The 22,851-nt window shown below is 65.8% G+C and carries 21 protein-coding genes; 5 read left to right on the top strand and 16 right to left on the bottom strand.

Annotated elements, in window-relative coordinates; translation table 11 throughout:
- Window position 1 precedes the first annotated feature (1 nt).
- Window positions 2–610 (bottom strand): phosphonate C-P lyase system protein PhnH, encoded by a 609-nt coding sequence (gene phnH, locus JQ580_RS00880; RefSeq protein WP_212277876.1) that lies wholly within the window; start codon window positions 608–610, stop codon window positions 2–4.
- 4 nt (window positions 611–614) lie between these two features.
- The gene (phnG, locus tag JQ580_RS00875; RefSeq protein ID WP_212277875.1) at window positions 615–1,079 is read right to left on the bottom strand and encodes a phosphonate C-P lyase system protein PhnG; all 465 of its coding nucleotides are present in this window, start codon (window positions 1,077–1,079) and stop codon (window positions 615–617) included.
- 118 nt (window positions 1,080–1,197) lie between these two features.
- On the opposite strand from phnG, the gene phnF reads away from it, so the two are divergent.
- Window positions 1,198–1,929 carry a phosphonate metabolism transcriptional regulator PhnF gene (phnF, locus tag JQ580_RS00870; protein WP_212277874.1) on the top strand — a complete coding sequence of 244 codons (732 nt, stop codon included), beginning with the start codon at window positions 1,198–1,200 and terminating at the stop codon, window positions 1,927–1,929.
- A 150-nt stretch (window positions 1,930–2,079) separates the two neighbouring features.
- On the opposite strand, the gene phnE (JQ580_RS00865) is transcribed toward phnF, so the two are convergent.
- The 4 genes from phnE (JQ580_RS00865) to phnC form a co-directional block, all read right to left on the bottom strand.
- Window positions 2,080–2,928, bottom strand: coding sequence for a phosphonate ABC transporter, permease protein PhnE (phnE, locus tag JQ580_RS00865; RefSeq protein WP_212277873.1), 849 nt, complete (start codon window positions 2,926–2,928; stop codon window positions 2,080–2,082).
- Window positions 2,925–3,809, bottom strand: coding sequence for a phosphonate ABC transporter, permease protein PhnE (gene phnE / locus JQ580_RS00860; RefSeq protein WP_212277872.1), 885 nt, complete (start codon window positions 3,807–3,809; stop codon window positions 2,925–2,927). The genes phnE (JQ580_RS00865) and phnE (JQ580_RS00860) overlap by 4 nt, the downstream gene beginning before the upstream one ends.
- Window positions 3,810–3,881: 72 nt before the next feature.
- Window positions 3,882–4,817 (bottom strand): phosphonate ABC transporter substrate-binding protein, encoded by a 936-nt coding sequence (gene phnD, locus JQ580_RS00855; RefSeq protein WP_212277871.1) that lies wholly within the window; start codon window positions 4,815–4,817, stop codon window positions 3,882–3,884.
- A gap of 61 nt (window positions 4,818–4,878) precedes the next feature.
- Window positions 4,879–5,688 carry a phosphonate ABC transporter ATP-binding protein gene (phnC, locus tag JQ580_RS00850; RefSeq protein ID WP_212277870.1) on the bottom strand — a complete coding sequence of 270 codons (810 nt, stop codon included), beginning with the start codon at window positions 5,686–5,688 and terminating at the stop codon, window positions 4,879–4,881.
- 173 nt (window positions 5,689–5,861) lie between these two features.
- On the opposite strand from phnC, the gene JQ580_RS00845 reads away from it, so the two are divergent.
- Genes JQ580_RS00845 through JQ580_RS00835 form a run of 3 tightly spaced genes read left to right on the top strand, consistent with a single transcriptional unit; the run spans window position 5,862 to window position 8,428 of the window.
- The gene (locus tag JQ580_RS00845; protein WP_212277869.1) at window positions 5,862–6,521 is read left to right on the top strand and encodes an LbetaH domain-containing protein; all 660 of its coding nucleotides are present in this window, start codon (window positions 5,862–5,864) and stop codon (window positions 6,519–6,521) included.
- The gene (locus JQ580_RS00840) at window positions 6,518–7,711 is read left to right on the top strand and encodes an alpha-D-ribose 1-methylphosphonate 5-triphosphate diphosphatase (RefSeq protein WP_212277868.1); all 1,194 of its coding nucleotides are present in this window, start codon (window positions 6,518–6,520) and stop codon (window positions 7,709–7,711) included. The genes JQ580_RS00845 and JQ580_RS00840 overlap by 4 nt, the downstream gene beginning before the upstream one ends.
- Before the next feature lie 18 nt (window positions 7,712–7,729).
- Window positions 7,730–8,428 (top strand): DUF1045 domain-containing protein, encoded by a 699-nt coding sequence (locus tag JQ580_RS00835; RefSeq protein ID WP_212277867.1) that lies wholly within the window; start codon window positions 7,730–7,732, stop codon window positions 8,426–8,428.
- Window positions 8,429–8,556: 128 nt separating this feature from the next.
- Here the strand turns inward: JQ580_RS00835 and JQ580_RS00830 are convergent, their stop codons facing one another.
- The 4 genes from JQ580_RS00830 to JQ580_RS00815 all read right to left on the bottom strand — a co-directional run bounded on the left by JQ580_RS00830 (window position 8,557) and on the right by JQ580_RS00815 (window position 13,063).
- Window positions 8,557–9,495 carry a dihydrodipicolinate synthase family protein gene (locus JQ580_RS00830; RefSeq protein ID WP_212277866.1) on the bottom strand — a complete coding sequence of 313 codons (939 nt, stop codon included), beginning with the start codon at window positions 9,493–9,495 and terminating at the stop codon, window positions 8,557–8,559.
- 131 nt (window positions 9,496–9,626) lie between these two features.
- On the bottom strand, window positions 9,627–11,708 hold the full coding sequence (locus tag JQ580_RS00825) for a methyl-accepting chemotaxis protein (protein WP_212277865.1): 2,082 nt from the start codon (window positions 11,706–11,708) through the stop codon (window positions 9,627–9,629).
- Window positions 11,709–11,815: 107 nt separating this feature from the next.
- Window positions 11,816–12,586 (bottom strand): enoyl-CoA hydratase, encoded by a 771-nt coding sequence (locus tag JQ580_RS00820; RefSeq protein ID WP_212277864.1) that lies wholly within the window; start codon window positions 12,584–12,586, stop codon window positions 11,816–11,818.
- A 12-nt stretch (window positions 12,587–12,598) separates the two neighbouring features.
- Entirely contained in the window at window positions 12,599–13,063 is a 465-nt protein-coding gene (locus tag JQ580_RS00815; RefSeq protein ID WP_212277863.1) for a MarR family winged helix-turn-helix transcriptional regulator, read from the bottom strand.
- A gap of 81 nt (window positions 13,064–13,144) precedes the next feature.
- On the opposite strand from JQ580_RS00815, the gene JQ580_RS00810 reads away from it, so the two are divergent.
- Window positions 13,145–13,465, top strand: a complete 321-nt coding sequence (locus tag JQ580_RS00810; protein ID WP_249133889.1) for an ATP-binding protein — start codon at window positions 13,145–13,147, stop codon at window positions 13,463–13,465.
- A gap of 39 nt (window positions 13,466–13,504) precedes the next feature.
- On the opposite strand, the gene JQ580_RS00805 is transcribed toward JQ580_RS00810, so the two are convergent.
- From JQ580_RS00805 to JQ580_RS00780, 6 genes are all read right to left on the bottom strand, one after another.
- Window positions 13,505–15,166: a tannase/feruloyl esterase family alpha/beta hydrolase gene (locus JQ580_RS00805; RefSeq protein WP_212277862.1), complete on the bottom strand. Its 1,662-nt coding sequence runs from the start codon at window positions 15,164–15,166 to the stop codon at window positions 13,505–13,507.
- Between the two features lie 178 nt (window positions 15,167–15,344).
- Window positions 15,345–16,589: a phosphoglycerate dehydrogenase gene (serA, locus tag JQ580_RS00800; protein ID WP_212277861.1), complete on the bottom strand. Its 1,245-nt coding sequence runs from the start codon at window positions 16,587–16,589 to the stop codon at window positions 15,345–15,347.
- Window positions 16,590–16,789: 200 nt separating this feature from the next.
- A complete protein-coding gene (locus JQ580_RS00795) occupies window positions 16,790–18,022 on the bottom strand; it encodes a rhodanese-like domain-containing protein (RefSeq protein WP_212277860.1) in 1,233 nt (410 codons plus the stop codon).
- A gap of 70 nt (window positions 18,023–18,092) precedes the next feature.
- On the bottom strand, window positions 18,093–19,280 hold the full coding sequence (locus JQ580_RS00790; protein ID WP_212277859.1) for a PepSY-associated TM helix domain-containing protein: 1,188 nt from the start codon (window positions 19,278–19,280) through the stop codon (window positions 18,093–18,095).
- 2 nt (window positions 19,281–19,282) lie between these two features.
- Complete coding sequence (locus tag JQ580_RS00785) at window positions 19,283–21,616, bottom strand: TonB-dependent siderophore receptor (RefSeq protein ID WP_212277858.1); 2,334 nt, start codon at window positions 21,614–21,616, stop codon at window positions 19,283–19,285.
- Between the two features lie 202 nt (window positions 21,617–21,818).
- Window positions 21,819–22,703, bottom strand: coding sequence for a dihydrodipicolinate synthase family protein (locus JQ580_RS00780; protein ID WP_212277857.1), 885 nt, complete (start codon window positions 22,701–22,703; stop codon window positions 21,819–21,821).
- Window positions 22,704–22,851 lie beyond the last annotated feature (148 nt).

Raw genomic sequence — 22,851 nt, 5'->3', positions numbered from 1 at the left:
TCTAGCTTTCCTTGCTCACGATGCGCGTGGTGCGCGGGATCGCGACCAATGCGTCATCGGCGACCAGCACCACATCGATGCCGCGCGGAAACAGCGACTCATTGACGTGCAGGCGCTCGAACAGATCGAACGGCTTGACCGACGCATGCAGCATCGCGACGCCGTCGATGCCGGGGCCGCGCAGCTCGAAACTGCGGCCTGTCTCGAGGCTGTCGACCTGCAGGATCAATGTGGTGGATCGGTCCGGGTATTCGCTGGTGCCGAGCGCGAAGCGTTCGAGCGGCGGCAGCGCACCGCCGTCACTGATCAGCGCAAAACTCGCAATCGAGGAATCCTGCACCACCGGCGCGCCGGTGTGGAATTTCAGCCATTTCACCAATTCCAGGCTTTCCGCTATCCGCGCGTCGAGCCAGAGCGGCGTATCGTGGTCGAACAGCGTCAGCGCGATCGCGGCGGTGCCGCGCATCATCATAGCGGGCGCTCCAGCCACGGGGACAATGCGCTGGACCGAGCCAGGCCGCGCCATCGCATCCATCACCGAGCGAAAGGTCGATTGCGCCGACAGCACCTTGTCGGCGAAGCCCGGCGGCAATTCCGCAATCGTCGTCATGATCTCACCCCTCACCGCGCACCATGGTGTAGAAATCGACCTTCGTTGCGGCGGTCTCCGCCGCCGCCTGCTTGCGGCGAATCATAAGCTGCTCACGCAACGGCGCGATAACGTCCCGCTCCACCACGGCGCCAAAATCCCGAGACTGCACCAGCGCATCACACAGGGCGATCAGCCGCGCCTTCTCGCCGTCGCGCCCGAGCGTGTAGCCAAACCCGACCTCGCCGCTCGCCAGCCGCACCGCGGCGCGCGACACCGTCGCTTCGCCGAGATTGAACGGCGCGCCGTCCCCGCCGACCCTGCCGCGCAGCATGACGAGGCCGTTTTCGGGCGCGCGCAGATCCTGATGGGCAGGCAGGACGAAGTCGCGGAGGCGGGCGGCGATCTCGCCCGCCTCCGCGTGCGCCAGCACGGCCATGGCGGCCTGGCGCTGGGCTTGCTGGTTGTTGTGCTGGGTCACCTGATCCACTGAACTTTCCGACCGAACTTGCCGCTTCGAAGTTGTCTATGTTAATAGACAACTTCATAAGGGAGCGCCATGACTGTTTCGTGACAAAGCTGTGATTTCTGGAGTAGGTTGCCGCGACATGAGCATGCAGGACACCGCCTCGTCGGGCGTCGCGCTTTGGCGCCTCGTCGCCGACGGCATCGAGCGCGGCATCGCCGACGGCCGTTTCGCGGCCGGCGACAAACTGCCGGGCGAGATGGAGATCGCCGAAACCTATCGGGTGAACCGCCACACCGTGCGGCGCGCGCTAGCAGCCCTTGCCGAGCGCGGCCTGGTGCGTGCCGAGCGCGGCAGCGGAACCTATGTCGAGGCGCAGAAACTCGCTTATCCCCTGCGCTCGCGCACCCGCTTCTCCGAGATCGTCGGGGCCGGTGGCCGCGAGCCGCGCGGACAGTTGATCGAGGCGACGGACGATGTCGCGACCCGTGAGTTGGCGCGCGAGCTCGGCCTGAAGACCGGCGCGCCGCTGGTGCGGATCGAGGCGATCAGGCTGGCCGACCGCACGCCGATCTGCGTCTCCACGACGTGGCTGTCGGCTGAGCTGTTTCCGAATGCGGGGGCGGTCTTCGCGGCGACGCGCTCGATGACGAAGCTGCTGGAACATTACGGCGTGCGCGACTATCGACGCGGTGCAACGAGGATCACGGCCGGCATCGTGGATGCGACCGACGCCGCGCGGCTCGATCTGGCACTCGGACGGCCGATCCTGGTGGTCGACGCGACCGACCACGATCTCGACGGCAAGCCGCTGATGACCAAGCATTCGCGCTTCGCCGCGGAGCGGGTGGAGTTTTTGGTGGAGAACGGGTGACGCTGCTTGTTCTCTTCCCCTTGCCCCTTCCGGGAGAGGGTGGCTCGCCGCGATAGCGGCGAGACGGGCGAGGGGTATGTGTCCGCCAATACCGATTGAATTTGAGGAGGCGTACCCCTCATCCGGCGCCTCGCGCACAAGGGAAGAAAGTTACGCCACCGCCCGCTTTCCAATGATCGCAAAGCGCAGCTTCCCCGAGATGAAATCGATCGCGGCGACCGCGACCAGGATCATCAGGATCAGGAACGACACCTTCTGCCATTCCAGCACGCGGATCTGCTCGGCAAGCTGAAGCCCGATCCCGCCGGCGCCGACGATGCCGATGATGGTGGCCGAGCGCGTGTTGGATTCAATGAAATAGAGCACCTGGCCGGCGATGACCGGCAACACCTGCGGCAGCAGGCCGAACCGGATCTCGTGCAAGGGGCTGCCGCCGGAAGCGCGGATGCCTTCGACCTGCTTCTGGTCGGCCCCCTCGATCGCCTCGGAGAACAGCTTGCCGAAGGCGCCGAAATCCGACACCGCGATGGCGAGCACGCCGGCGAACGGGCCGAGCCCGACGACGTTGATCCACACCAGCGCCCAGATCAGCGTATCGACCCCGCGGATCGAATCGAGGAAGCGCCGAACAGGAAACCGAAGCAGCTTCGACGGCACCACGTTGCGCGCCGCGAGCAGGCTGACCGGCAGTGCGAACACAGCCGCGAGCGTCGTGCCGAGCAGCGCGATCGACAGCGTCTCGCCGAGCGCCTTCAGATAGACCGGCAGTGACGAGCCGGGGTCGGGCGGGATCATCATCAAGGTGATCCAGCCGAGCTGGCTCAGACCGGCGAGGAAGCGCGACGGCGAGAAGTCGAGATCGACCAGGCCGTAAACGAAAATCGCGAACGCTGCGACGATCATCGCCGGCGTGGCCAGCCGCGCCGAGGCGGGCCGGTCGAACACATCGGGGTAGCGTGCGCGAAGCTCTCGCGTGTCGACGGCTTGCGGCTTCGTCACGTCCGCGCCTCCCTGCCGAACAGGCGGCCGCGTAGCCAGCCGGTGCTGATGTCGATGATGAAGACCGTGACGATGATCGTCAGCAGGATCGCGCTGACGTCGGAGTAATAGAACTTGCGGATCGCGACGACGAGCTCCTGGCCGATGCCGCCGGCACCGACGAAACCCATCACGGAGGCTTCGCGGACGTTGATCTCGAAGCGCAGCAGCGCGTAGCTGGCATAGCCCGCAGTCACCTGCGGCACGATTGCGAAGCGCATGCAGGACAGCCAGCTCGCGCCGGTCGAGCGGATGCCTTCGACCGGCTTCATGTCGGCATTCTCGACGATCTCCGAGAACAGCTTGCCGAGCGCGCCGGTGGAGTGGATCGCGATCGCCAGCACGCCCGCCATCGGTCCGAGCCCGAAGGCGATCACGAAGATCAGCGCGAAGACGATGCCCGGAACGGTGCGGGCGAATTCGAGCAGGCGCCGGACGACGAAGCGCAGCCAGGGCGCGGGCGAGGTGTTTTCAGCCGCGAAAAAGTTCAGGCAAAATGCCAAGGTCGCGCCGATCAGCGTGCCGACATAGGAGATCAGCAGCGTCTCGCCAAGCATCTTCAACCATTTGCGCCAGCCCCAGAACCACTCGCCGGCATCGGTCCAGACGCGCTGGCCGCTGTCCAGCGTGAAGATACGGTCGAAATAGCTGAGGAAGTTGCCGAAGTAAGTGAAGAGCGTGCGCAAGTTCACTTCCGCGCCGATCGCCGCGAGAAGCAGCGCCACGGCAAAGATCGCGGCCCCGACCAGGACGCGAAGCCGCCGCCGCCCGACCGCCTGGCGATAGGCGGCGTTGAGCACGGCGAGCTGCTGCTCGGGCAGGATCGAAACCGCTGTTGTCATCGACCTGAAAGGGTTCCCGTCAAAGAAAGAGCCGGGTCGGTCGACCCGGCTCCAGGTGCCTCGTCCCGAAACTCAGGACGCCTTCTTTTTACGCAACGCGTCGACGAACTTGATCAGCTCGATCGTGCCATCCCAGTCCTTGGTGGTAGCGGGATGAAAGCCCTTCTTCTGGCCGTCGGAGAGACGGTCGAACGCGGCCTTGTCCTTGGCAGGGGCGTCGAAGAACGCCTTGGCGATGGCGGCCTTGGCCTCCTCCGGCAGGTCGGCATTGTACGCGTAGGGGCCGTTGATGATCGGCGCCGACTTGTGAACGATGCGGAAGTCGTCCTTCTTCATCGCCGAGCCGTCGGCATTCTTCAGCATGCCCTTGGTCAGCATCTGCGCCAGCGTGGAATCGTCGTCGCTGGTCCATTGGTTAGCGGCAACGTCGACCGTGCCCTGCGACAGCGCCAGCATCGCGTTCTCGTGGCTGCCGGTGAAGACGACCTTGCTGAAATAGCCCTCGGCATCATGGATGCCCATCTTGTCGAGCTCGAAGCGCGGTACGTTGTTGCCCGAGGTCGAGTTCGGGTCGACGAGGCCGAGATTCTTGCCCTTGAGCTGGTCGATGCTCTTGTAGGCGCTGTTCGCCTTGACGAAGAACACCGAATAATAGCCAGTCGAGCCGTCGGCGTTGATGTCGTTGGCGAAGGCGTCGGTCGTGACGCCGGTCAGGCGGGCGCGGGCGAACGAGGCCGAGCCGTAGCTGGCGATATGGATGTTGCCGGCACGTTGGCCCTCGATGACCGCGGCGTAGTCGTTGGCGATGCGCAGCGTGACCTTCACGCCCAGTTCCTTGGAGAGATAGCTCACGAACGGCGCCCAGCGCTCGGTGACGCCGGAGGCGTTCTCGGCCGGCACGACGGCGAACGTCAGCTCGGGAAATTTCGTCTTCCAGTCTTCGGCGAAAGCGGACGAGGTAAACGCGAGCGCGGCAGCGCCGGCAAGAATCAATCTGCGAGTGATCATGATACCCTCTTCATCGGTTGGGGTCGGTTGACGCAAAACTGCAACTAAACGGTTGGCGGGCTCAGGCGGCGGCCGCCGTTCCAAGCTCGGGAATGCCCTCGGGCGCCGGCACCGGCGCACCGCCCATGACGTCGGCGGCTTCGAGATCGTAGAGCTCGCGCGCGACGTGGTCGGTCAGCTCGGCCGGCGCGCCGTCGAACACCACGCGGCCCTGCGCCATGCCGATCAGGCGGTCGCAATAGCTGCGGGCGAGATCGAGCGAATGCAGGTTGCAGAGCACGGTGATGCCGAAATGCTTGTTGATGCGCAGCAGCGCATCCATCACGATCCTGGTGTTGCGCGGATCGAGCGAGGCAATCGGCTCGTCGGCGAGGATGATGTCGGGTTGCTGCACTAGCGCGCGGGCGATCGCGACGCGTTGCTGCTGGCCGCCGGAGAGCTGGTCGGCGCGCTGAGCGGCGAGCGATGCGATATCGAACTGCTCGAGCGCCGACATCGCCAGCGCCTTGTCCTGCTCCGGCCAGATCTGCGACAGCGAGCGCCAAGCCGGCATCGTCGCAAGGCGCCCCATCAGGACGTTGGTGAGCACATCGAGCCGGCCGACCAGGTTGAACTGCTGGAAGATCATGGCGGAACGCGCCCGCCACTGCCGCAATTCCTTGCCGCGCAGCGCGGTGACGTCGATGCCGTCGAACAGGATGCGGCCTTGCGTCGGCGTCGCGAGACGATTGATGGTTCGCAGCAGCGTCGACTTGCCGGCGCCGGACCGTCCGATCACACCGACGAAGCCGCCGGGGGAGACTTGAAACGAAGCGTCGTCCACCGCGGCTTTCACGCCGAAGCGACACGTCAGACCTTCCACCACCAGCATGCACGGCTCCAGATTAGCTGGGGTCCACCGCTAACGCCGGCGCTTGACACTTGTGTGACACCGGCATTGCAGTGCGGCGATCCTCCACACCTCATCCCCGGTCATCGCCATGTCATGACATCGTCATCAAGCCGCTCGAAGAGGAACGCCCGCCCTCGCGCCTCGGATGCAACATGGCCGCCAAAGCTCTCTCGGTTCAGCCGACCATCGACCCCTCCGCCAAGCTGCACGAGGCCCGGCTCGGCGCCTTTACCGAGGTCGGCGCCCGCACGATCCTGCACGATGTCGCGATGGGCGATTACTCCTACGTCGTCAACGATTCCCAGATCACCTACACCACCATCGGAAAGTTCTGCTCGATCGCGGCGATGACGCGCATCAATCCTGGCAATCATCCGATGCACCGCGCCACCCAAGCGCATTTCACCTATCGCTCCAGCGCCTATTTCGAAGGCGAGAACGACGATGCCGAGTTCTTCGACTGGCGGCGCCAGCATCACATCCACATCGGCCACGACGTCTGGATCGGCCATGGCGCGATCGTGCTGCCGGGCCGCAACATCGGCACCGGCGCGGTGATCGCGGCCGGCGCCATCGTCACCAAGGACGTGCCGGCCTATACCATCGTCGCCGGCAATCCGGCCCGTATCGTGCGGCGGCGGTTCTCGGAAGAGATCGCCGGGCGGCTCGCGCAGCTAGCGTGGTGGGACTGGGATCACGACAAGTTGCGTGAAGCCCTGCCCGATTTCCGCAAGCTCGGGATTGAAGATTTTCTTGCGACATACGAAGCACGGACAACTCCCTCAACCAGCAAACGAAGCGCGGTCGCGTGACAGACATTTTCCTGGAAGGTGGTCGGGCCCTGATCGGGGCCGAGTTCGCCGAAACCTCGCTGCTCGTCTCCGGAACGGACATTGCGGAGGTTGATGGCGCTCGTGGCCGGGCGCGGCTGGCGATCGACGCCCGCAACCTGCTCGTGCTGCCCGGCATCGTCGATCTGCATGGCGATGCCTTCGAGCGGCAGATGATGCCGCGCGCCGGCGTCGACTTTCCGATCGACGTCGCGCTCGCCGACAGCGACCGCCAGGCGATCAGCAACGGCATCACCACGGTGTTTCACGCCACCACCTGCTCCTGGGAGCCGGGCCTGCGCAGCGCCGACAATGCGCGCGGCCTGATGGAGGCGATCGAGCGCCAGCGCCCGCAATTCGCCGCCGACACCCGCTTCCACCTGCGGCACGAGACCTACAATCTCGATGCCGAAGACGAGATCAGCCTGTGGCTCTCGGAGGGCCGCGTCGATCTGTTCGCCTTCAACGACCATATGGACGGCACGGTCGCCGACATGGCCAAGCCGCGCAAGCGCAACCGCATGGTCGAGCGCACCGGGCTGTCAGCCGAGGCCTTCGACCAGCTGGTCGAACGCGTTGTCTCGCGCGCCCAGGAGGTGCCGGCTTCGGTTGCGCGGTTGGCGGCCGCGGCGCGCGCGGCCGAGGTGCGGATGCTTTCGCACGACGATGCGACGCCGGCGATGCGCCAGCAGTTTCGCGAGCTCGGCGCCGGCATCGCGGAGTTTCCGATCAACGAGGAAACCGCGCGGGCGGCGGCAAGCCACGGCGATGCCATCGTCTACGGCGCGCCGAACGTCGTGCGCGGCGGCAGCCACACCGGCTGGACCAGGGCGTCCGACATGATCGCCAAGGGGCTCTGCTCGGTGCTGGCGTCGGACTATTACTATCCGGCGCAGCTGCTCGCCGCGTTCCGGCTTGCCGCCGATGGCGTGCTGCCGCTGACCGAGGCCTGGAGCCTGGTCTCGGCTGGGCCGGCGCGCGCCACCGGTCTTGCCGATCGCGGCGTGCTTGCGGAAGGCTGCCGCGCCGACATTCTGCTGGTCGACGACAGCGTGAAGCTGCGGCCGCGGCTGATCGCGGTGATCTCAGGCGGAAAGCTCGTGCATCTCACCGACGCGACACGGCTGCTGACTGCCGTGCCAGCGCCGCGCGAGGCTGTCGTCGCGGCCTAAAGTGGTTATGCTGCGCCGATGACAGGTTTTCCCCGCTACGCGATCTATTTCGCCGCAGGCCGCGACGCCGCGCTCTCCTGCTTCGGCGCCGAGCTGCTCGGCTATGATGCCTACACCGGCAACGAATTGCCGTTGCCTCATGATGTACTGCATGTCGCGCCGGACTGGCGCGACATCAGCGCCGATCCCCGCAAATACGGCTTTCACGCCACGCTGAAGGCGCCGATGGCGCTCGCATCAGGCAGGACCGAAGCGGAGCTGATGGCCGCCTGCGCGGTATTCGCCGGCAAGGCGCGGCCGCTTCCGGTGATCCGGCCGATTGTGGACGCCATCAGCGGCTTCATCGCCGTCATTCCGGCCGAGCCGGTCGATGCGCTCCAGCGCCTCGCCGCGGACTGCGTTCGCGACTTCGATTTGTTTCGCGCCGCACTGTCGGCGGAAGATCGTGCGCGACGCGGGCCCGAGAAGCTGAGCGAGCGGCAGCGCGACTATCTCGACCGCTGGGGCTACCCCTATGTGATGGAAGAATTCCGATTCCACATGACGCTGACGGGGCGCCTGGATGCGGAGCGCCGCGGGCCGATCCTGGAGATGCTGCAAGCAAGGTTTGCGGCGCTGGGGATCGGGACGCTGGCGATCGACCGCATCGCGCTGTTTCGGCAGGATGATGCGAAGGCGCGGTTTCGGGTCGTTGGCGAATGGGAGTTGGTGCGTTAGCCTCAGCGAACCCCGTCATTGCGAGCGCAGCAAAGCAATCCAGACTGTCACTGCGGGACGCAGTCTGGATTGCTTCACCGCTTCGCTCCTCGCAATGACGACGGCGAGACCGATCGCGGCAGCGAGACCTACTTCCCCCACCGCAGCGCCAGCGCGTCGCGCTCTTTCGCAAGCTCCAAGAGACCCGCTTTCGTCGCCGGATGCAGCGGCTGGAGCGGATGCCTCACCGCGTCGGACTTGATCACGCCGCCGGCCTGCATCATCGCCTTGCAGGCGATCAGGCCGCATTGGCGGTTCTCATAATTGATCAGCGGAAGCCAGCGTTCATAGGCGGCCTTCGCTTTCTCGCGGTCGCCGGCGAAATAGGGATCGACGATCTGGCGGATGCCGTCGGGATAGCCGCCGCCGGTCATCGCGCCGGTGGCGCCGGCATCGAGATCGGCCAGCAGCGTGATCGCCTCTTCGCCGTCCCACGGGCCCTCGATGTCCTTGCCGCCCGCCTCGATCAGGCTGCGAAGCTTTGAGGCCGCCCCCGGCACCTCAATCTTGAAGTAACGGATGTTGGTGAGGTCGCGAGCCAGCCGCGCCAGCAGTTCGACCGACAACGGCGTGCCCGCGACCGGCGCATCCTGAATCATGATCGGAATGGTGATGGCGCCCGACAGCACCTTGAAGAACTCGACGATGCCCTTCTCGGGCACCCGGAAGGTCGCGCCGTGATAGGGCGGCATCACCATCACCATGGCAGCGCCCGCGGCTTCGGCCTGTTGACTGCGCGCGGCGCAGACAGCCGAGCTGAAATGCGTGGTGGTGACGATCACGGGAACCCGGCCCGCGACATGCTCCAGCACCGCATGCATTACGGTTTCGCGCTCGGCGTCGGTGAGCACGAACTGCTCGGAAAAATTGGCGAGGATGCAGAGGCCGTTCGAGCCGGCGTCGATCATGAAATCGATGCAGCGACGCTGGCCTTCGAGGTCGAGCTCGCCGCGTTCGTCGAAGATGGTGGGCGCGACCGGGAATACGCCGCGATAGGGGCGCTGGGCCTTGTCTGGGGTGACCGGCATCGAACTCTCCATCCCTGATATGTCTTGCGTCTGTCGCCGCGCTCACGGAGCGAGGCGGCCCAGATGTAGCCGCCGCGCGGACCGGCGGCAATGCCGAACGCACGACGTCAGGCTGGAGGGATAAAGCGAGACTACGCAGTCTTGACTGCGCCCAGGAAGCCCTCGACCGCGACGCGGAGACGGTCGGCGTCGGCCGACATCTTCTTGACCGATTCCGACAACACCGTTCCGGCGTTGCCGGTCTCTTGATTGAGCCTGGCGACGCTGCCGATGGTGTCGGTCACTTCGCGGGTGCCCTGCGCGGCCTGCTGGAAGTTGCGCGAGATCTCGGTGGTGGCCGCGCGCTGCTGCTCGACGGCGGCGGCAATCGCCGTCATCTTCTCGTCGATTCCGCTGATCGAACCGCCGATCGATCGGATGGCTGCAACCGCCTGGCCCGTCGCGCCCTGGATCTCCTCGACCTGGCGCGAGATTTCCTCGGTGGCGGTCGCCGTCTGCGCCGCAAGGCTCTTGACCTCGCCGGCGACCACGGCAAAGCCGCGACCGGCTTCGCCCGCGCGTGCGGCCTCGATGGTCGCGTTCAGTGCGAGAAGATTGGTCTGACCGGCGATGGCGTGAATCATCTTCACGACTTCGCTGATGCGGCCTGCGGTCTGGTCGAGGATCTCGACCGTCGCGTTGGTCCTTTCGGCCTGCGACACCGCCTCACGCGCTTCGCGGGCGCTGGACTGCACCTGCGCGGAAATCTCGCCGACGGAAGCGGACAGTTCTTCGGTCGCCGCCGCGATGGTCTCGAGATTGTTTGTGGCCTGTTCGGCGGCGGACGAGACCGCGGAGGTCTGGCTGCTCGATTGCGAGACCAGCGAGCGCACGCCGGTTGCGGTGGCATCGAGCTCCCGCGTCGAGGCCACGACACTCTGGATCACCGCCTGCACGGTGTCGTCAAAACTACGGCAGGCTTCGTCGACGGTCCCGGAGCGGGCCAGTTGCAAGGCCTGCTGAGATTCACGCTCCCGGCCCAGGCGCTCGGCCGTCGCCGCGCTCTCGCGCAGGCTTTCGAGGGCCGCAGCCATGGTGCCGAATTCGTCGGGATGCCGGGATTGCGGCACCGGCGTCGCATAGTCGCGCGCGCTGATGCGGGCGATGGCGTCGAGAATGGCGCGAACCGGACGCATCAGGCGGTTGCGCACCACGAACACGCCGGCCAGCGTCACGGCCAGCGCGAGCAGGAAAGCGAACGACTGCACGATCAGGTTGATGAGGGCTTTCTGCTGGACGGCCTCGGCACGCGCGATCGACTGGTCGAGGGCCGTGTTGGCGACCGCAACGATGGGCGCAAAGGGCGACTGGCACAGCGCGTTCCATTCCGCGGGGGGCATCGCCGGCTTGCCGCTGCCGTCGAAATTCCTGGTGAGTTCGTTGATCTGCTTGAGGACGCCATCGGTCTTGGCCTTGGCATCTGTCGCTGCCGTCACCAGTGCCGCCGGCGCGTCAGGCGCAGCCAGCAACTCGGCCATGCCTGCCCAGCCGGAGGTGATGGTGCCGTCCCATTGCGCCACAGACCGCTTCTGGGCGTCGTCGAGCGGCTTGCTGCCGTTGACATTCGAGCGGAGCGACGAGCAATGGATGCCATAGCGATCGCGCACCTGCCAGGCGAAGCGGCGCACCTGAATCATGCGTGCAATATAGGGATCGTTCATCCAGGCACGGTTCGACACCGCGGTGGAGGCGAGATTCGCGGTGTCGATCACCTTGGTGACGGCATCGTACCAGGAATTCGTCCGCTCGATCTTGCGCTCGGCGCGCGGAAGCTTGGCCTCGTCGTAGAACAGCTGGAACTGCGGCGACGCCTCATTCCAGCGCTGCTTCAACGTGTTGGCAAGTTCGTCGCGACGCGCGAAGTCCACGGTCGCGAGCGCGGCACTGATGCCGTCGTAGCCGCCCTGCTCGGCCTTCTCGGCGGCGCCGAGCTTGGCACGTGGATCGTCCTCGCCGAGCAGCGCGCTCTGGGCGTCGCCGCGATTGTTGCGCAGCGCGAGCACGCCATGGAAGATCGCCTTGTCGGCTGCGGCAAGCCGCTCGGTCTCGAGGCTCTCGCTATAGCGGCCGAACGCCCCCGCCATCTGGAACGCCGTCGAGGCCAGCGCGCCGATCGCCAGCAGAGCCATCAATGTCAGGAGAAGCGAGCTTACCGATTTCTTAAACATTGCCATGGGGGCGAGGACCTACGTTCAAGGTAGGTTCACCTTGCACCGCGACATGCCAAGGTTTGGTTAAGCTTCTTATCAAATGAGAATCACCGGCGCCGAGGCCGCCGGTTTCACGCGACCTTGGTGAAATCGGGCGGGCGGCGCTCGGCAAAAGCCGTAAACGCCTCACGTGCCTCGGCGGTGCGCAGGCGCCGCGCGAACTGCTCGCCTTCGGCCTGCATCTGGGCCAGCAGCACCTCGCCATTGCGCATCAGCTTCTTGGTCGCGGTGAGCGCACCGGCCGGCTGGCGGGCAAGGCGCTGCGCCAGCGCAAGCGCCTCGGCATCGAGCTTGTCGAGCGGCACGACGCGGTTGGCAAGCCCCCATTCCAGCGCGGCCTGCGCCGTCACGGTCTCGCCCAGCGCGAACATCTCGTAGGCGCGGGCATAGCCGATGCGCGCCGGCATCAGCAGGCTCGACGCGGCCTCCGGCACCAGCGCCAGGCTGACGAAGGGCGTCGACAATTGGGCGTTGTCGGCGAGCACGACCAGGTCGCAATGCAGCAGCATCGTGGTGCCGACACCGACGGCGCGGCCCTGCACGGCAGCGACCAGCGGCCGGGTGCAGCGCGCCAGCGACTGGATGAAGCGCACGACGTTGCGGCTGCCCTCGGACTTACCGGCCGCGACCGCGGCGAATTCGCCGACATCGTTGCCGGCGGTGAACATGTCGCCCTCGCCACGGATCAGGATCACGCGGGCCGACGGATCGAACTCGGCGGATTCGATGCTGTCAGCGAGCTTGCCGTACATCGCATCCGTCAGCGCGTTCTTCTTGTCGGGCCGCGCCAGCGTGAGGGTGAGGATGCCGCCATTGTTCTCGATCCGGACGTGCTCTGTCATCGGTCTCTCCTTTTATTCATCTGAATGTCTTGGATCTGAAGATCTTGGAAACTTGTCCTGAATGCTGGTCAGCCAGCGCGCAACGATGTCGATCTCCGCGGCCGTGAATCCGTCCGTCAGCGCGGCGTTGACTTCCGCCGCGCCGGCCTTCGCCTGCGCCAGCGCGGTCCGTCCCTTCGGCGTCAGCCATATCCGCCAGGCGCGTCCGTCCTCGCGATCGGCCCGCCGCTCGATCAGCTTCGCCGCCTCGGTGCGATCGACCAAGCCGGAAATCCCGGCCGGCCCCAGATCGAGCGCCGCGCCCGCCTCGCCCATCAGGACGCCGTCCTGCCGTCCGAGGATGAACAACAGCCCCGCCTGCGCCGGCGTCACATCGTTACTGGGCTGCGCCGCCATCCAGCGTTGCAAGCGGCGCTGCGCGACGCTCAGCAGGTAGATCAGCCGATGATGGCGCGCGTCGGCCGCTTTATTTCGCATGCGAAGTATCTAGCCGAGCCCGTCAACACTGTCAAATGTCCGGCGGCGTCCCGGCACCGAGTGCCCAGGGTCAGGTCCCGCTTGACGGCGGACCGCATCGACCAGGCGATCGAGGTGCCGCTGCCCGACGAGGCCGGGCGCGGCAAGCTGGTCCGCCTCTACGGCAAGGGACTGCCGCTGGAGGACGCTTTCATTGCCGAGGCGGCCCGGCGCAGCGACGGAACGAGTTGTGCGTTCGTCAAGGAATCGATGCGGCGGCTGGCACAGGCCAGCATCGCCCGCGACGGCGAAACCTCCGTGATTTCAGCCGATATCGACGAGGCGCTCGACGACATGCTGTTTTCCGGCGGCCGGCTCAACGCGCAGTTGCTTGGCGGCGCACAGGCGATGGCAGCAAGGTAGGCCGTGCGTGCCTGCGTCGCTCACAAGCGGCGCAAGAATTCACGGCGCGCAGGTGAAGCTCGACGCCTCCGTCACGGGGCCGCTCTTGTAGTGCGGCCAGGATGGCCAGCGGCACAGCGGCAATGCGCGCAGGGTCGCGAACGAGGGCGCCTCGACCTTCTGCTCGCTGACGTCGAGATCGCCGGGCGCCTTGCCCTTCTCGACCCAGTCGACCAGCACGCTCAGCATGTCGACATTGGCCGGCGCGCCGGAGCCGACATGGTCGACGCCGGGCGCGGTGTAGAGCCGCGCGAACTCCGCCGTCTCGGCCCTGCCGAGCTTGCGCTCGACGCTCTCGAAATAGCGGATGCCGGCATAGGGGCTCTGGGCGTAATCGGCCATGTGCTCGAGCATGATGAGACGGCCGCCGCGGGCGCGGAAGCGGCCGAGATCGGGGTCGGTCGAGTCCATCAGGCCGGAGACCTCAAGCAGCCGCGCCTTGTGCTCCTCCACCTTGTAGGTGGTGACATCGAGCTTGGGATCGCGCGCAAAGACATATTGAATGCCGCCAGCACCGTAGATCCAGGCGATGCCGTTGTTGGGCGCAGGCGGCTGCGCCGGCGGCGCGGTGCCGAGCCACCACGCCGTCCAGCCGCCGGTCGGGCCGATCGCCGGAGTGTCCTCGCCTGACACGCCCCAGCCGGGATAATCGTCGAGGCCGTTGGCAAGCGCGAACGGAAACTTGTAGGTGCCGTGCAGCGTGTCGATCGCCTTGATCTGCGCATCGGTCAGGCACTGATCGCCGCTCTGGCCGGCTGCGCAGCGCAGAGCCTCGACCTTGAATGCCGCCTTGCAGCCGACGGGGTCCTGCACCAGCGCATCGTCGGAGCCATCCGCCTTGTCACAGGCCGCCCGCACGGCCTCGCCGACGAGCTTCACCTGAGCCGGATTGATCCAGCCCGCGCCCATGGTCGCAAGCCCCGAACGCGTGCCGGCGTGCTGCAAGCCGACCCAGTTGATGACGGGCACGCGGGCGAAGATGCCGTCGAAATCATCAGGGTAGCGCTGCGCCATGGTCAGGCCTTCACGGCCGCCCTCGGACGAACCCATGAAATACATCTTCTCGGGCTTCTTGCCGTAGGCGCGCTCCATCAACCCAACGGCGGCATCGCGCACTTTCTTGTAGGCGCGGTGAGCGAAATTCTCGAAGGCTTCGTCGTTGAGCGCAAAGACCTGCGGCGGCTCGCCCTGCTTGGTCTCGTGGCCCGAATCGGTGCCGTAGGTGACGAAGCCGCGCGCTAGCGGCGACGGCTTGTCGAAGGGATAGGCGGGCGGCAGCCCGAGACCCGTGATCAGCACGCCGTTGAAGCCGCCGCCGCCATATTGCAGTGAGCGTCCATTCCATTCGACGGGAAGGTTGACCTGGAACTTGATCGGCGGCGCCTTGGGGTCGACGGGGTCGATATGGCCGAGCACCTTGCAGAAGCCGGGATTGGCCGGCGTGATGCGTCCCGACGGCGTCGGCCCGCGTTCGGCGACGGCGATTGGCGAGGGGGCCTGCAACGTCGCGGCATCGATCTTCACGGCATCGGCTCCACCGACGAGGCCCTTGCAAACCGTCTCTGCATCCTCCGCCAGAGTGAGTGCCACAGCGGAATTCGCGCCCAGCACGGCCACAGTCCCCACGAGCCATGCGCACAGCTTCGCTCTCGTCAGCGTCATCGTTTCCACCCGGATGTGTACTCTTGTTCAACCCAGCGAAGGCCGCATTCAATGCGACCTGCTGCCGGCCGTCAATGACGCGTTGCAGCCCTGCCCCGATGGAAGCGGAACAGGTCTGCGGTTTGTCGTATTGACGCGTTCTTTACGCGAACCGGTATCCACTTCGCTCGAAAACGCTTCAGTGCTCGAACACCAGCCGCGCGCCGATCGTGCCGTCGAGGCTGCGGATCTGCTGGAGCAGCGCCGCCGAATCCTGCCCGCCGAGATCGGCATCGAGCACGACATAGCCGAGGTCGCCAGCGGTCTCCAGATATTGCGCGGCGATGTTGATGTCGCGCTGGAGGAACACCTCGTTGAGCCGCCGCAACATGCCCGGCACGTTGCGGTGGACATGGCTGAAGCGCGCGCCGGAGGGGCGCAGATGCAATTGCACCTCAGGGAAATTCACCGCGCCCATGGTCGAGCCGGTGATGAAATAGTCGACCAGCTTGCGCGCGACCTCGCCGCCGATGCGCTCCTGCGCCTCCTCGGTCGAGCCGCCGATATGGGGCGTGAGGATGACGTTCTCGAGGCCCTGGATCGGGCTCTTGAAAAGATCCGAATTCGAGGACGGCTCGACCGGAAAGACGTCCACGGCCGCGCCGGCGAGATGACCGTCGTGCAACGCGCGCGCAAGTGCCTCGAGATCGACCACGGTGCCGCGGCTGTTGTTGATCAGGAACGAACCCGGCTTCATCGCCCGGAGCTCCTTCTCGCCAATCATGCCCGCGGTCTCCGGCGTCTCCGGAACGTGCAGGCTGACGACGTCGCTCTGCGCCAGGAGTTCTTCCAGCCTCTCGACCGGTTCGGTGTTGCCGTGGCGGAGCTTGTCGGTGCGGTCGAAATAGATCACGCGCATGCCGATCGCTTCGGCCAGCGTCGAGAGCTGCGAGCCGATATTGCCGTAACCGACGATGCCGAGGGTGCGGCCGCGCACCTCGCGGCTGCCGGTCGCCGATTTGTCCCAGCCACCCGCGTGGGCCGATACCGAGCGCGGAAAGATCCGCCGCAGCAGCATCACGATCTCGCCGATCACGAGCTCGGCGACGCTGCGCGTGTTGGAGAATGGCGCGTTGAAGACGGGAATGCCGCGCTTGCGCGCCGCCGCCAGATCGACCTGGTTGGTACCGACGCTGAAGCAACCGACCGCGAGCAGCCCGTCGGCAGCTTGCAGCACCTCATCGGTGATCTGGGTGCGCGAGCGGATGCCGAGCAGCGACACGCCCTTGAGCGCACGCCGCAGATCCTCTCCGTCCAGCGCCTTGGTCAGCCGCTCGACATTGCTGAAGCCCGCGCCCTTGAAAAGATCGACAGCGCTGTCGTTGACGCCTTCGAGTAGCAGCGCCTTGGCACTCCGCTCAGGGCTTTGGCCTGGGGCCGGCATGGTGTCTCCGTGGATCATGAGCTACGTCGCAGCACATAGACCGTGGACGGTGCGCGACACAATAGGGGCGGATACGGAGGGAAGATGGCGAAGTGGCATCCCACCAGCACCCCGGTCATTCCGAGCTCGCGACAGCCAACCGTCATCCAGAGAGACGGTGACGGATCAGCGACAAGGCCTTACGTGCGCCTGCCCCGCAATCAAATCACATAAAACCCGTGCGTGCCGTCACGACGGAGTTGCTCCACGAGTCCATACTCCCAATCGAGATAGGCCTGCATCGCCTTCTCCGCAACGTCGGTACCTTCATATGGCCGGCGGTAGCGGTGGGCGGGATCGGGCTTGGGCAGCCCACCGGGCGGGCCGATCTCCAGCGCGCTGTCATAACCGCCTTCCAGCACATAAACCTCCCAGCCCATCTGGGCCAACCAGGACGCCGTCATGTCGGCGCGGACGCCCTTGTCGTCGGTCAGGACGATGCGCGCGCCGCGCACGGGGGCGGCCATGTCGGTCTCCTGCACGAGCTGGCCGCCGGGATAGTGACGAAAGCCCGGGAGATGGCCGGCGGCATATTCTTCGGCGTCGCGCACGTCGAAGCGATAGAGCGTGCGATCCGTCTGCGCGAGCAGCGCAGCCATTTCGCTTGCGCCGATATGGCGAACACCGGCGCGATAGGCGACGTCGCGCGCGTTGGCAGGACCGCCTTCGAACGGGCCGATTTCTCCGCGCTTGTCCGCGCCGTGGTCGAGCGTATGCCGCGCCAGCGTCCAGCCGATGGTGCCGTTGCGCAGTGCACGCACCTTGTTGGGTACGCCGGCATTGATCAAAGACTGGGTGCCGATGATCGAGCGGGTACGACCAGCGCAATTGACGATGATGGTGGTATCGGGGCTGGGCGCGGCCTGCCCCGCCCGCAGCACCAGCTCCGCGCCGGGCACGCTGACCGAGCCCGGAATGTTCATGGTGGCATATTCGTCGAAGCGGCGAACGTCGAGGATGGCGATGTTGGCCTTGTCGGCGATCAACTGCGCCACCTCGTCGGCGCTGAACGAGGGCGTGTGGCGCCGCGCTTCGACCAGCTCGCCAAACGCCTTCGAATAGGAATTGACGTCCTCGAACACCTCATAGCCCGCGTCGCGCCAGGCCTTCAGGCCGCCATCGAGCGCGCTGACATTGCTGTAGCCGAGCGCGGCGAGACGCTCGGCGCCCGTCGCGACCAGCCCCTCGCCGTCGTCATAGAGAATGATCGGAACGCCCTTCCGCGGCAGCCTGATCTCGGCTTCGATTGCGATCCGATCGACGGCCATGTTCGCGGCGAACAGGGGATGCCCTGTCGCGAAGCCTGCCTCGTATCTGAGGTCGAGCAGCGCGACTTCTTCGCGCAGCAGCAGGGCGCGGCGGACATCGGCGGGGGTGACGGTCGGGAGCTTCATGGCATGAATCCTGGGTGGACAGGCCATGGGCTTTTGAACGATTGCAGGCGGGTTGGCTAGCCTCGTCCGCTCACTCGCCCGGGACGAGCTGCCCGAGCGGCTTCTGCGCCGGACGCCGCAGCCTGCGGCGCGACAGATAAAGCAGAATGCCGGTGACTGAAAACAGCGGCATTAGGATCGCGGCGATCATGAAGGCGAGCTTCCCGGGCCACCCCAGGATTTCGCCGCGGTGGATGTCGTAGATGGCCGCGATGATTGTCTCTCCGAACGTCTTGTCGGCATAACGCTCCGCGGAGAGCAGTTTGCCGGTGACGGCATCGATGCGGAATTCATCGCGCGTGGTCTCCAGCAGGGACGACGCCTTCCGCCAAGACCGGATCCGAACCGCCGTGCCCGTCCCCGCCGGTAGCGTCAGCAAGGCCCTGGAGAAGCGGTCGCCCTCCTCGCGCTGGAACGTCGTCCATGCCCGATCGAATCCGATCGGCGAAACGGGCTCGCCGCGTTCGGCCATACGGGGCGACTTTGCGGGCATCTTCGCCGCGGCGACGTGCGGACGTGCCAACAGCCATGTGACGCTGTCCTTGTACCATTCGAAGGAGAAGAACAGCCCGGTGAGCGTCATCGTCAGATAGACCGGCAGCACCCATGTGCCGATCACGGTGTGCAGCGACCGGTGCAGTCCACGGCCGCTGAGCCCGAGATTCGGCTTCAGCCACATCTTCGCGCTGCCCGCGCGACGCGGCCAGCGCAGCACGAGGCCCGAGACCAGCATGACGATGAGGCCGAGCGCGATCGTGCCGGTGATCGGACGCCCCCAGCCCTTGCCATCGCCGGGAATGAGCAGCCAGCGATGCAGCCGGCGCACGGTTGCGAAGAATACCTCGCCGCGCGGCGAGCCCAGTATGCGCGCGTCGTAGGGATCGACATAGAGCGAGGTCGGCCGGCCGCCCTGCTCGTCGCGCGCAAAGCGGACATGAACCGCCGCCGAAGGATCGCTCGACAGCGTGACCGCGGCGATCTTGCCGAGGTCCTGGGCCGCCTTCAGCCGCGCCACCAACTCGTCCGGCATCAGCGTCGGCGCCTGACGCGGCGCGACCTGCATGATGCCGGCGTTGAGATGATCGACGATCTCGTCCTCGAAACTCATGATCGCGCCGGTCAGCGCGATCAGGGACACCAGCAGCGCAAGCATCAGGCCCGCGATGGAATGGACCTGGAACAGGACCGCCTTGAGGGTGTGTCCCAGCCGCGCGGCCATGGCTAGAACTTCACCGTGGCCGACAACGAGACTCGCCGCGCATCGCCGATGGCGACGTTGAGATTGTTGACGGCGGAGGGATAGTAGACGGTGTCGAACAGGTTCTTGACGTTGAACTGGTAGATCACCGGCGTGTTCTGGTATCTCGTCTCGTAGGTGGCAAAGATGTCGGCGACCACATAGGACGGCAGGAAGAAGCTGTTGGTGGAATCACCGGGACGGTCGCCGACGTAACGCGCGCCGCCGCCGAGCCGAAGCTGACCGGGCAATGCCGTGCCGAAGTCGTAGACCAGATAGAGCGAGGCGGTGTTCAGGGCCACGTTCTGCAGCTTTCTGCCGAGTAACGTCGGATCCTCGGACGCCGTCACGCGGGCATCCGTGTAGCCATAGCTGCCGATCAATGCCCAGCTGTCGGTCAGCCTGCCGGTGACATCCAGCTCGACGCCGCGCGAGCGTGCACGGCCGACGGTGTGGAGCTCCACGATGCCCGCACTGTTCGTCTTCGTCGTCTGGACGTTCTTCTTGTCGAGGTCGTAGAGTGCCAGCGTCCCGGAGATGCGCTTGTTCACATCGAACTTCACGCCGGTCTCGTACGACACGCCCTCTTCCGGCGCGACGTTGGAATCGATCACGACGCCGATCGGCGCAATGGTCGAGTTCGGCTTCAGCGATTGGGTATAGCTCGCGTAGAGCGAAACCTGATCCGTCAGTTTAAAAATGGCGCCGCCGAGCGGGAGCACCTTGTCCTGCGACACGTTGGTGTTGGTGACGAAGGGCTTTCCGCGTCCGGCGATCTGGTCGTAGTCCATGTAACGCGCGCCGCCGACCAGCGCGAACCGGTCCGTCAGATGCAGTGTGTCCTGCACGAACAGCGACCACTGGCCGAGCTTGTCGGTCTGGGCGCTGTCGGAGTTGGACACTGTGGTGCCGGGCCCGATCAGGCCGTAGACCGGATTGTAGATGTTGATGGCGGGCGTCGCCTGCCGGATCAGACTGTCGCGGTAGATGGTGCGGTACTGGCCGTCGCCGCCGAACACCAGTTCGTTACGCATGTTGCCGAGCCAGAAGCCGCCCGAGATGTACGACGTTCCATAGCTGACATTGCTGAGCGAGCCCCGCGTGCCGTCGTTGCTGCGCGTCTCGTTGCCGGTCGTGAAGTTGATGCCGGTGATGCGGAGCTGGTTGGCGCTGAAGGTTTCGGTGTTGTAGCTGTAGCCGGCGTAGAGCTTCCAATCCTGGTTGAAGCGATGCTCGACCGAGGCCTGGAGCAGATCGGACGTGCCCCACGTGTTGTTGAAGGGTTCGTCGAGACGGCGGGTGGCGGGTACCGCGAGCGGCGCCTTGGTCACCGGGTTGAACGCCGTGCCACGATCGAACGGGTAGATGAACTCGCGATGCTCGTAGTTGAGCTGGACCGTGGTGTCCTGGCCGTACCAGGCCAGCGACGGTGCGACCAGCATCTCGCGATGCCGGCCGAAATTGCGCCAATAGTCCTCGCTGACGCCGTAGCCGATGAAGCGATAGGCGAGGCCCTGATCGCCGATCGGACCGGTAACGTCGAGCAGGCCGTCGGCGCCCGTCTTCGAGGCGCTGAAGGCCGAGCCGAGCAGCGTCACCGAACCGTGCTGGTAGAGCTCCGGCCGCTTGCTGATGGTGTTGACGATGCCGCCGGGATCCATGATGCCGTAAAGCAGCGAGGCTGGCCCCTTCAGCACCTCGACGCTTGCAACGGCAGGATTGAAGCTGCGCCCCTGCACCAGCGGCATGCCGTTGCGCATGATCGAGCCGTCGCGATTGTCGCCGAAGCCGCGGCGGATGACCGCGTCCTGGCTGCCGGCGAGGGTGTTGGTCTGGGTGACGCCGGAGACATTGATGAGCGCATCGTCGATGTTGCGCGGGAGCTGGTCCTTGAGCACCTGCTCGGGCACGACGTTGACGGCCTGCGACGTATCAAGGGGCGAGGCGCCGCTGCGCAGCGTCGTCGCGCTCGGCATTGCGCGATAACCGAGCTTGGCGGCCTGCTGCGCGGCGGCCTCCGCGGCCGCGCGCTCCGAGAGCGTTGGCGGCGTGGGGGCTGGGTTACGGGCGGATCGGCGGCGCGCAACGGCCTGGGTGCGGCGCGACGATTGCTCCGACGCGCGCACCGCCCTGGACCGCGGCGCCGGGGCCTCCACCGTCACCGGCGGCAGCGCCGACTGCGCCTGCGCGCAAGTCGTGTGGGAGGAAAATTCGGTGAGCAGGACGGCTGCACCGACCAGAAGACCTGCACGGCTCGTGCAGGCACGATGACGATGGCTGCCGATACGCAGGCCATCCACGGAGGCACGCACTTTCAATCCACTTCACGTCAGGACATTGAAGTGTGCGCGTGTAACAGCCGGCGAGATCGAGGAGAACCGTAGCGGAGCTTGAATCGCTCTAGTGTGGAATCGTTCTAACGAAAGATCGACCAGCAACGGCAATCATGAATTGCTGTCGTGCCGTGCGCGACACGCTGCACGCGAGTTCGCCGCAACGTGCCGCAACTTTATCGCGATCTCACGCGACGGCAGGAGCTGTCAGTTCGTCGAGCTTGCGCTTGAGCGCGACGCCGTCGGACGAGGCGCGCATCGGCGGGCACACGCGCAGCCAGGCCGAATCGCCGGTTTGCGCCGCAAGGATGGCTTTCAGCGTCGCGGTGAACGACGGCGTCTTCAGCACGACATCGATCGCAGCCTGCATGCGCGCTTCGACGTCCTTGCCCTCGACCATGCCCTTGACCAGCGCAGGGACGACGTTGGCCATGCCACAGATGGTACCGGCGCCGCCGGCGGCGATCGCGCGGGTGATGTCGGCTTCGTTGCCGACGGTGATGGCGAGTTCGGGAGCCGCGGCGCGGAAGGCCTGAAACTGCTTGAAGTCGCCGCTGGAGTCTTTCAGACCTGCGATCACCTTGCCATAACGCTTGCGCAGGTTCGCAGCGACGCCGGTCGGGATCGCAACGCCCGACATTTGCGGGATGTGATAGAGATAGGCACGCAGCCGATCGTCGCCGACGCCATCGATGATCGCGGCAAAGGCATCCTCGATGCCCTCAGGCGTGACGCTGCGATCGAAGTAAGGCGGCAGCACCAGCACGTGGCGCAAGCCGAGACCGAGCGCGGCGCGCGCGAGTGCGATGCTGTCGCTGATGGCGGGAAAGCCACCGCCGATTCCGATCCGTTCCGGCGCAACACCAGCCTTGAGCACGGCTTCGATGGTCGCGATGCGCTCGGTGACATTGAACGAAGTGCCTTCGCCGGTGGTGCCGAACAGCACGACGCCGTCGACGCCCTTGCCGAAGAGCTGCTTGGCGTGCGCCGCGAGCTTGGCTGAATCCACGCTGCCGTCGGCCGCCAGCGGCGTCGCCGATGCCACCCAGAACCCGCGAATTGCCTCCGTCATCTCACCACCCTCTATGCTGCCATCTCGAACGAGCCCCCGATCCCCAGTGATCCAAAGGGCCCTCAAGCCTTGTTTTTGCTTTACTTTCTAACTTGTACCTTACATACAAGAACGAGGCAAACCCTTTTCCCCACTACGGCGCGCATGG

It is taken from the genome of Bradyrhizobium sp. SZCCT0148 (assembly GCF_018129985.1).
Lineage (GTDB): Bacteria > Pseudomonadota > Alphaproteobacteria > Rhizobiales > Xanthobacteraceae > Bradyrhizobium > Bradyrhizobium japonicum_H.
Note: the sequence above shows the minus strand (reverse complement) of the source record. Positions and strands in the feature narration are given on the sequence as shown.

Coding starts and splice junctions, on each gene's coding strand:
- phnH (WP_212277876.1), bottom strand. CDS start 610: ATGACGACGATTGCGGAATTGCCGCCGGGCTTCGCCGACAAGGTGCTG.
- JQ580_RS00780 (WP_212277857.1), bottom strand. CDS start 22,703: ATGACGGAGGCAATTCGCGGGTTCTGGGTGGCATCGGCGACGCCGCTG.
- JQ580_RS00805 (WP_212277862.1), bottom strand. CDS start 15,166: ATGACGCTGACGAGAGCGAAGCTGTGCGCATGGCTCGTGGGGACTGTG.
- phnE (WP_212277872.1), bottom strand. CDS start 3,809: ATGACAACAGCGGTTTCGATCCTGCCCGAGCAGCAGCTCGCCGTGCTC.
- phnC (WP_212277870.1), bottom strand. CDS start 5,688: ATGCTGGTGGTGGAAGGTCTGACGTGTCGCTTCGGCGTGAAAGCCGCG.
- serA (WP_212277861.1), bottom strand. CDS start 16,589: ATGCCGGCCCCAGGCCAAAGCCCTGAGCGGAGTGCCAAGGCGCTGCTA.
- JQ580_RS00795 (WP_212277860.1), bottom strand. CDS start 18,022: ATGAAGCTCCCGACCGTCACCCCCGCCGATGTCCGCCGCGCCCTGCTG.
- JQ580_RS00835 (WP_212277867.1), top strand. CDS start 7,730: ATGACAGGTTTTCCCCGCTACGCGATCTATTTCGCCGCAGGCCGCGAC.
- JQ580_RS00815 (WP_212277863.1), bottom strand. CDS start 13,063: ATGCGAAATAAAGCGGCCGACGCGCGCCATCATCGGCTGATCTACCTG.
- phnD (WP_212277871.1), bottom strand. CDS start 4,817: ATGATCACTCGCAGATTGATTCTTGCCGGCGCTGCCGCGCTCGCGTTT.
- JQ580_RS00790 (WP_212277859.1), bottom strand. CDS start 19,280: ATGGCCGCGCGGCTGGGACACACCCTCAAGGCGGTCCTGTTCCAGGTC.
- JQ580_RS00845 (WP_212277869.1), top strand. CDS start 5,862: ATGGCCGCCAAAGCTCTCTCGGTTCAGCCGACCATCGACCCCTCCGCC.
- JQ580_RS00825 (WP_212277865.1), bottom strand. CDS start 11,708: ATGGCAATGTTTAAGAAATCGGTAAGCTCGCTTCTCCTGACATTGATG.
- JQ580_RS00820 (WP_212277864.1), bottom strand. CDS start 12,586: ATGACAGAGCACGTCCGGATCGAGAACAATGGCGGCATCCTCACCCTC.
- phnF (WP_212277874.1), top strand. CDS start 1,198: ATGAGCATGCAGGACACCGCCTCGTCGGGCGTCGCGCTTTGGCGCCTC.
- JQ580_RS00830 (WP_212277866.1), bottom strand. CDS start 9,495: ATGCCGGTCACCCCAGACAAGGCCCAGCGCCCCTATCGCGGCGTATTC.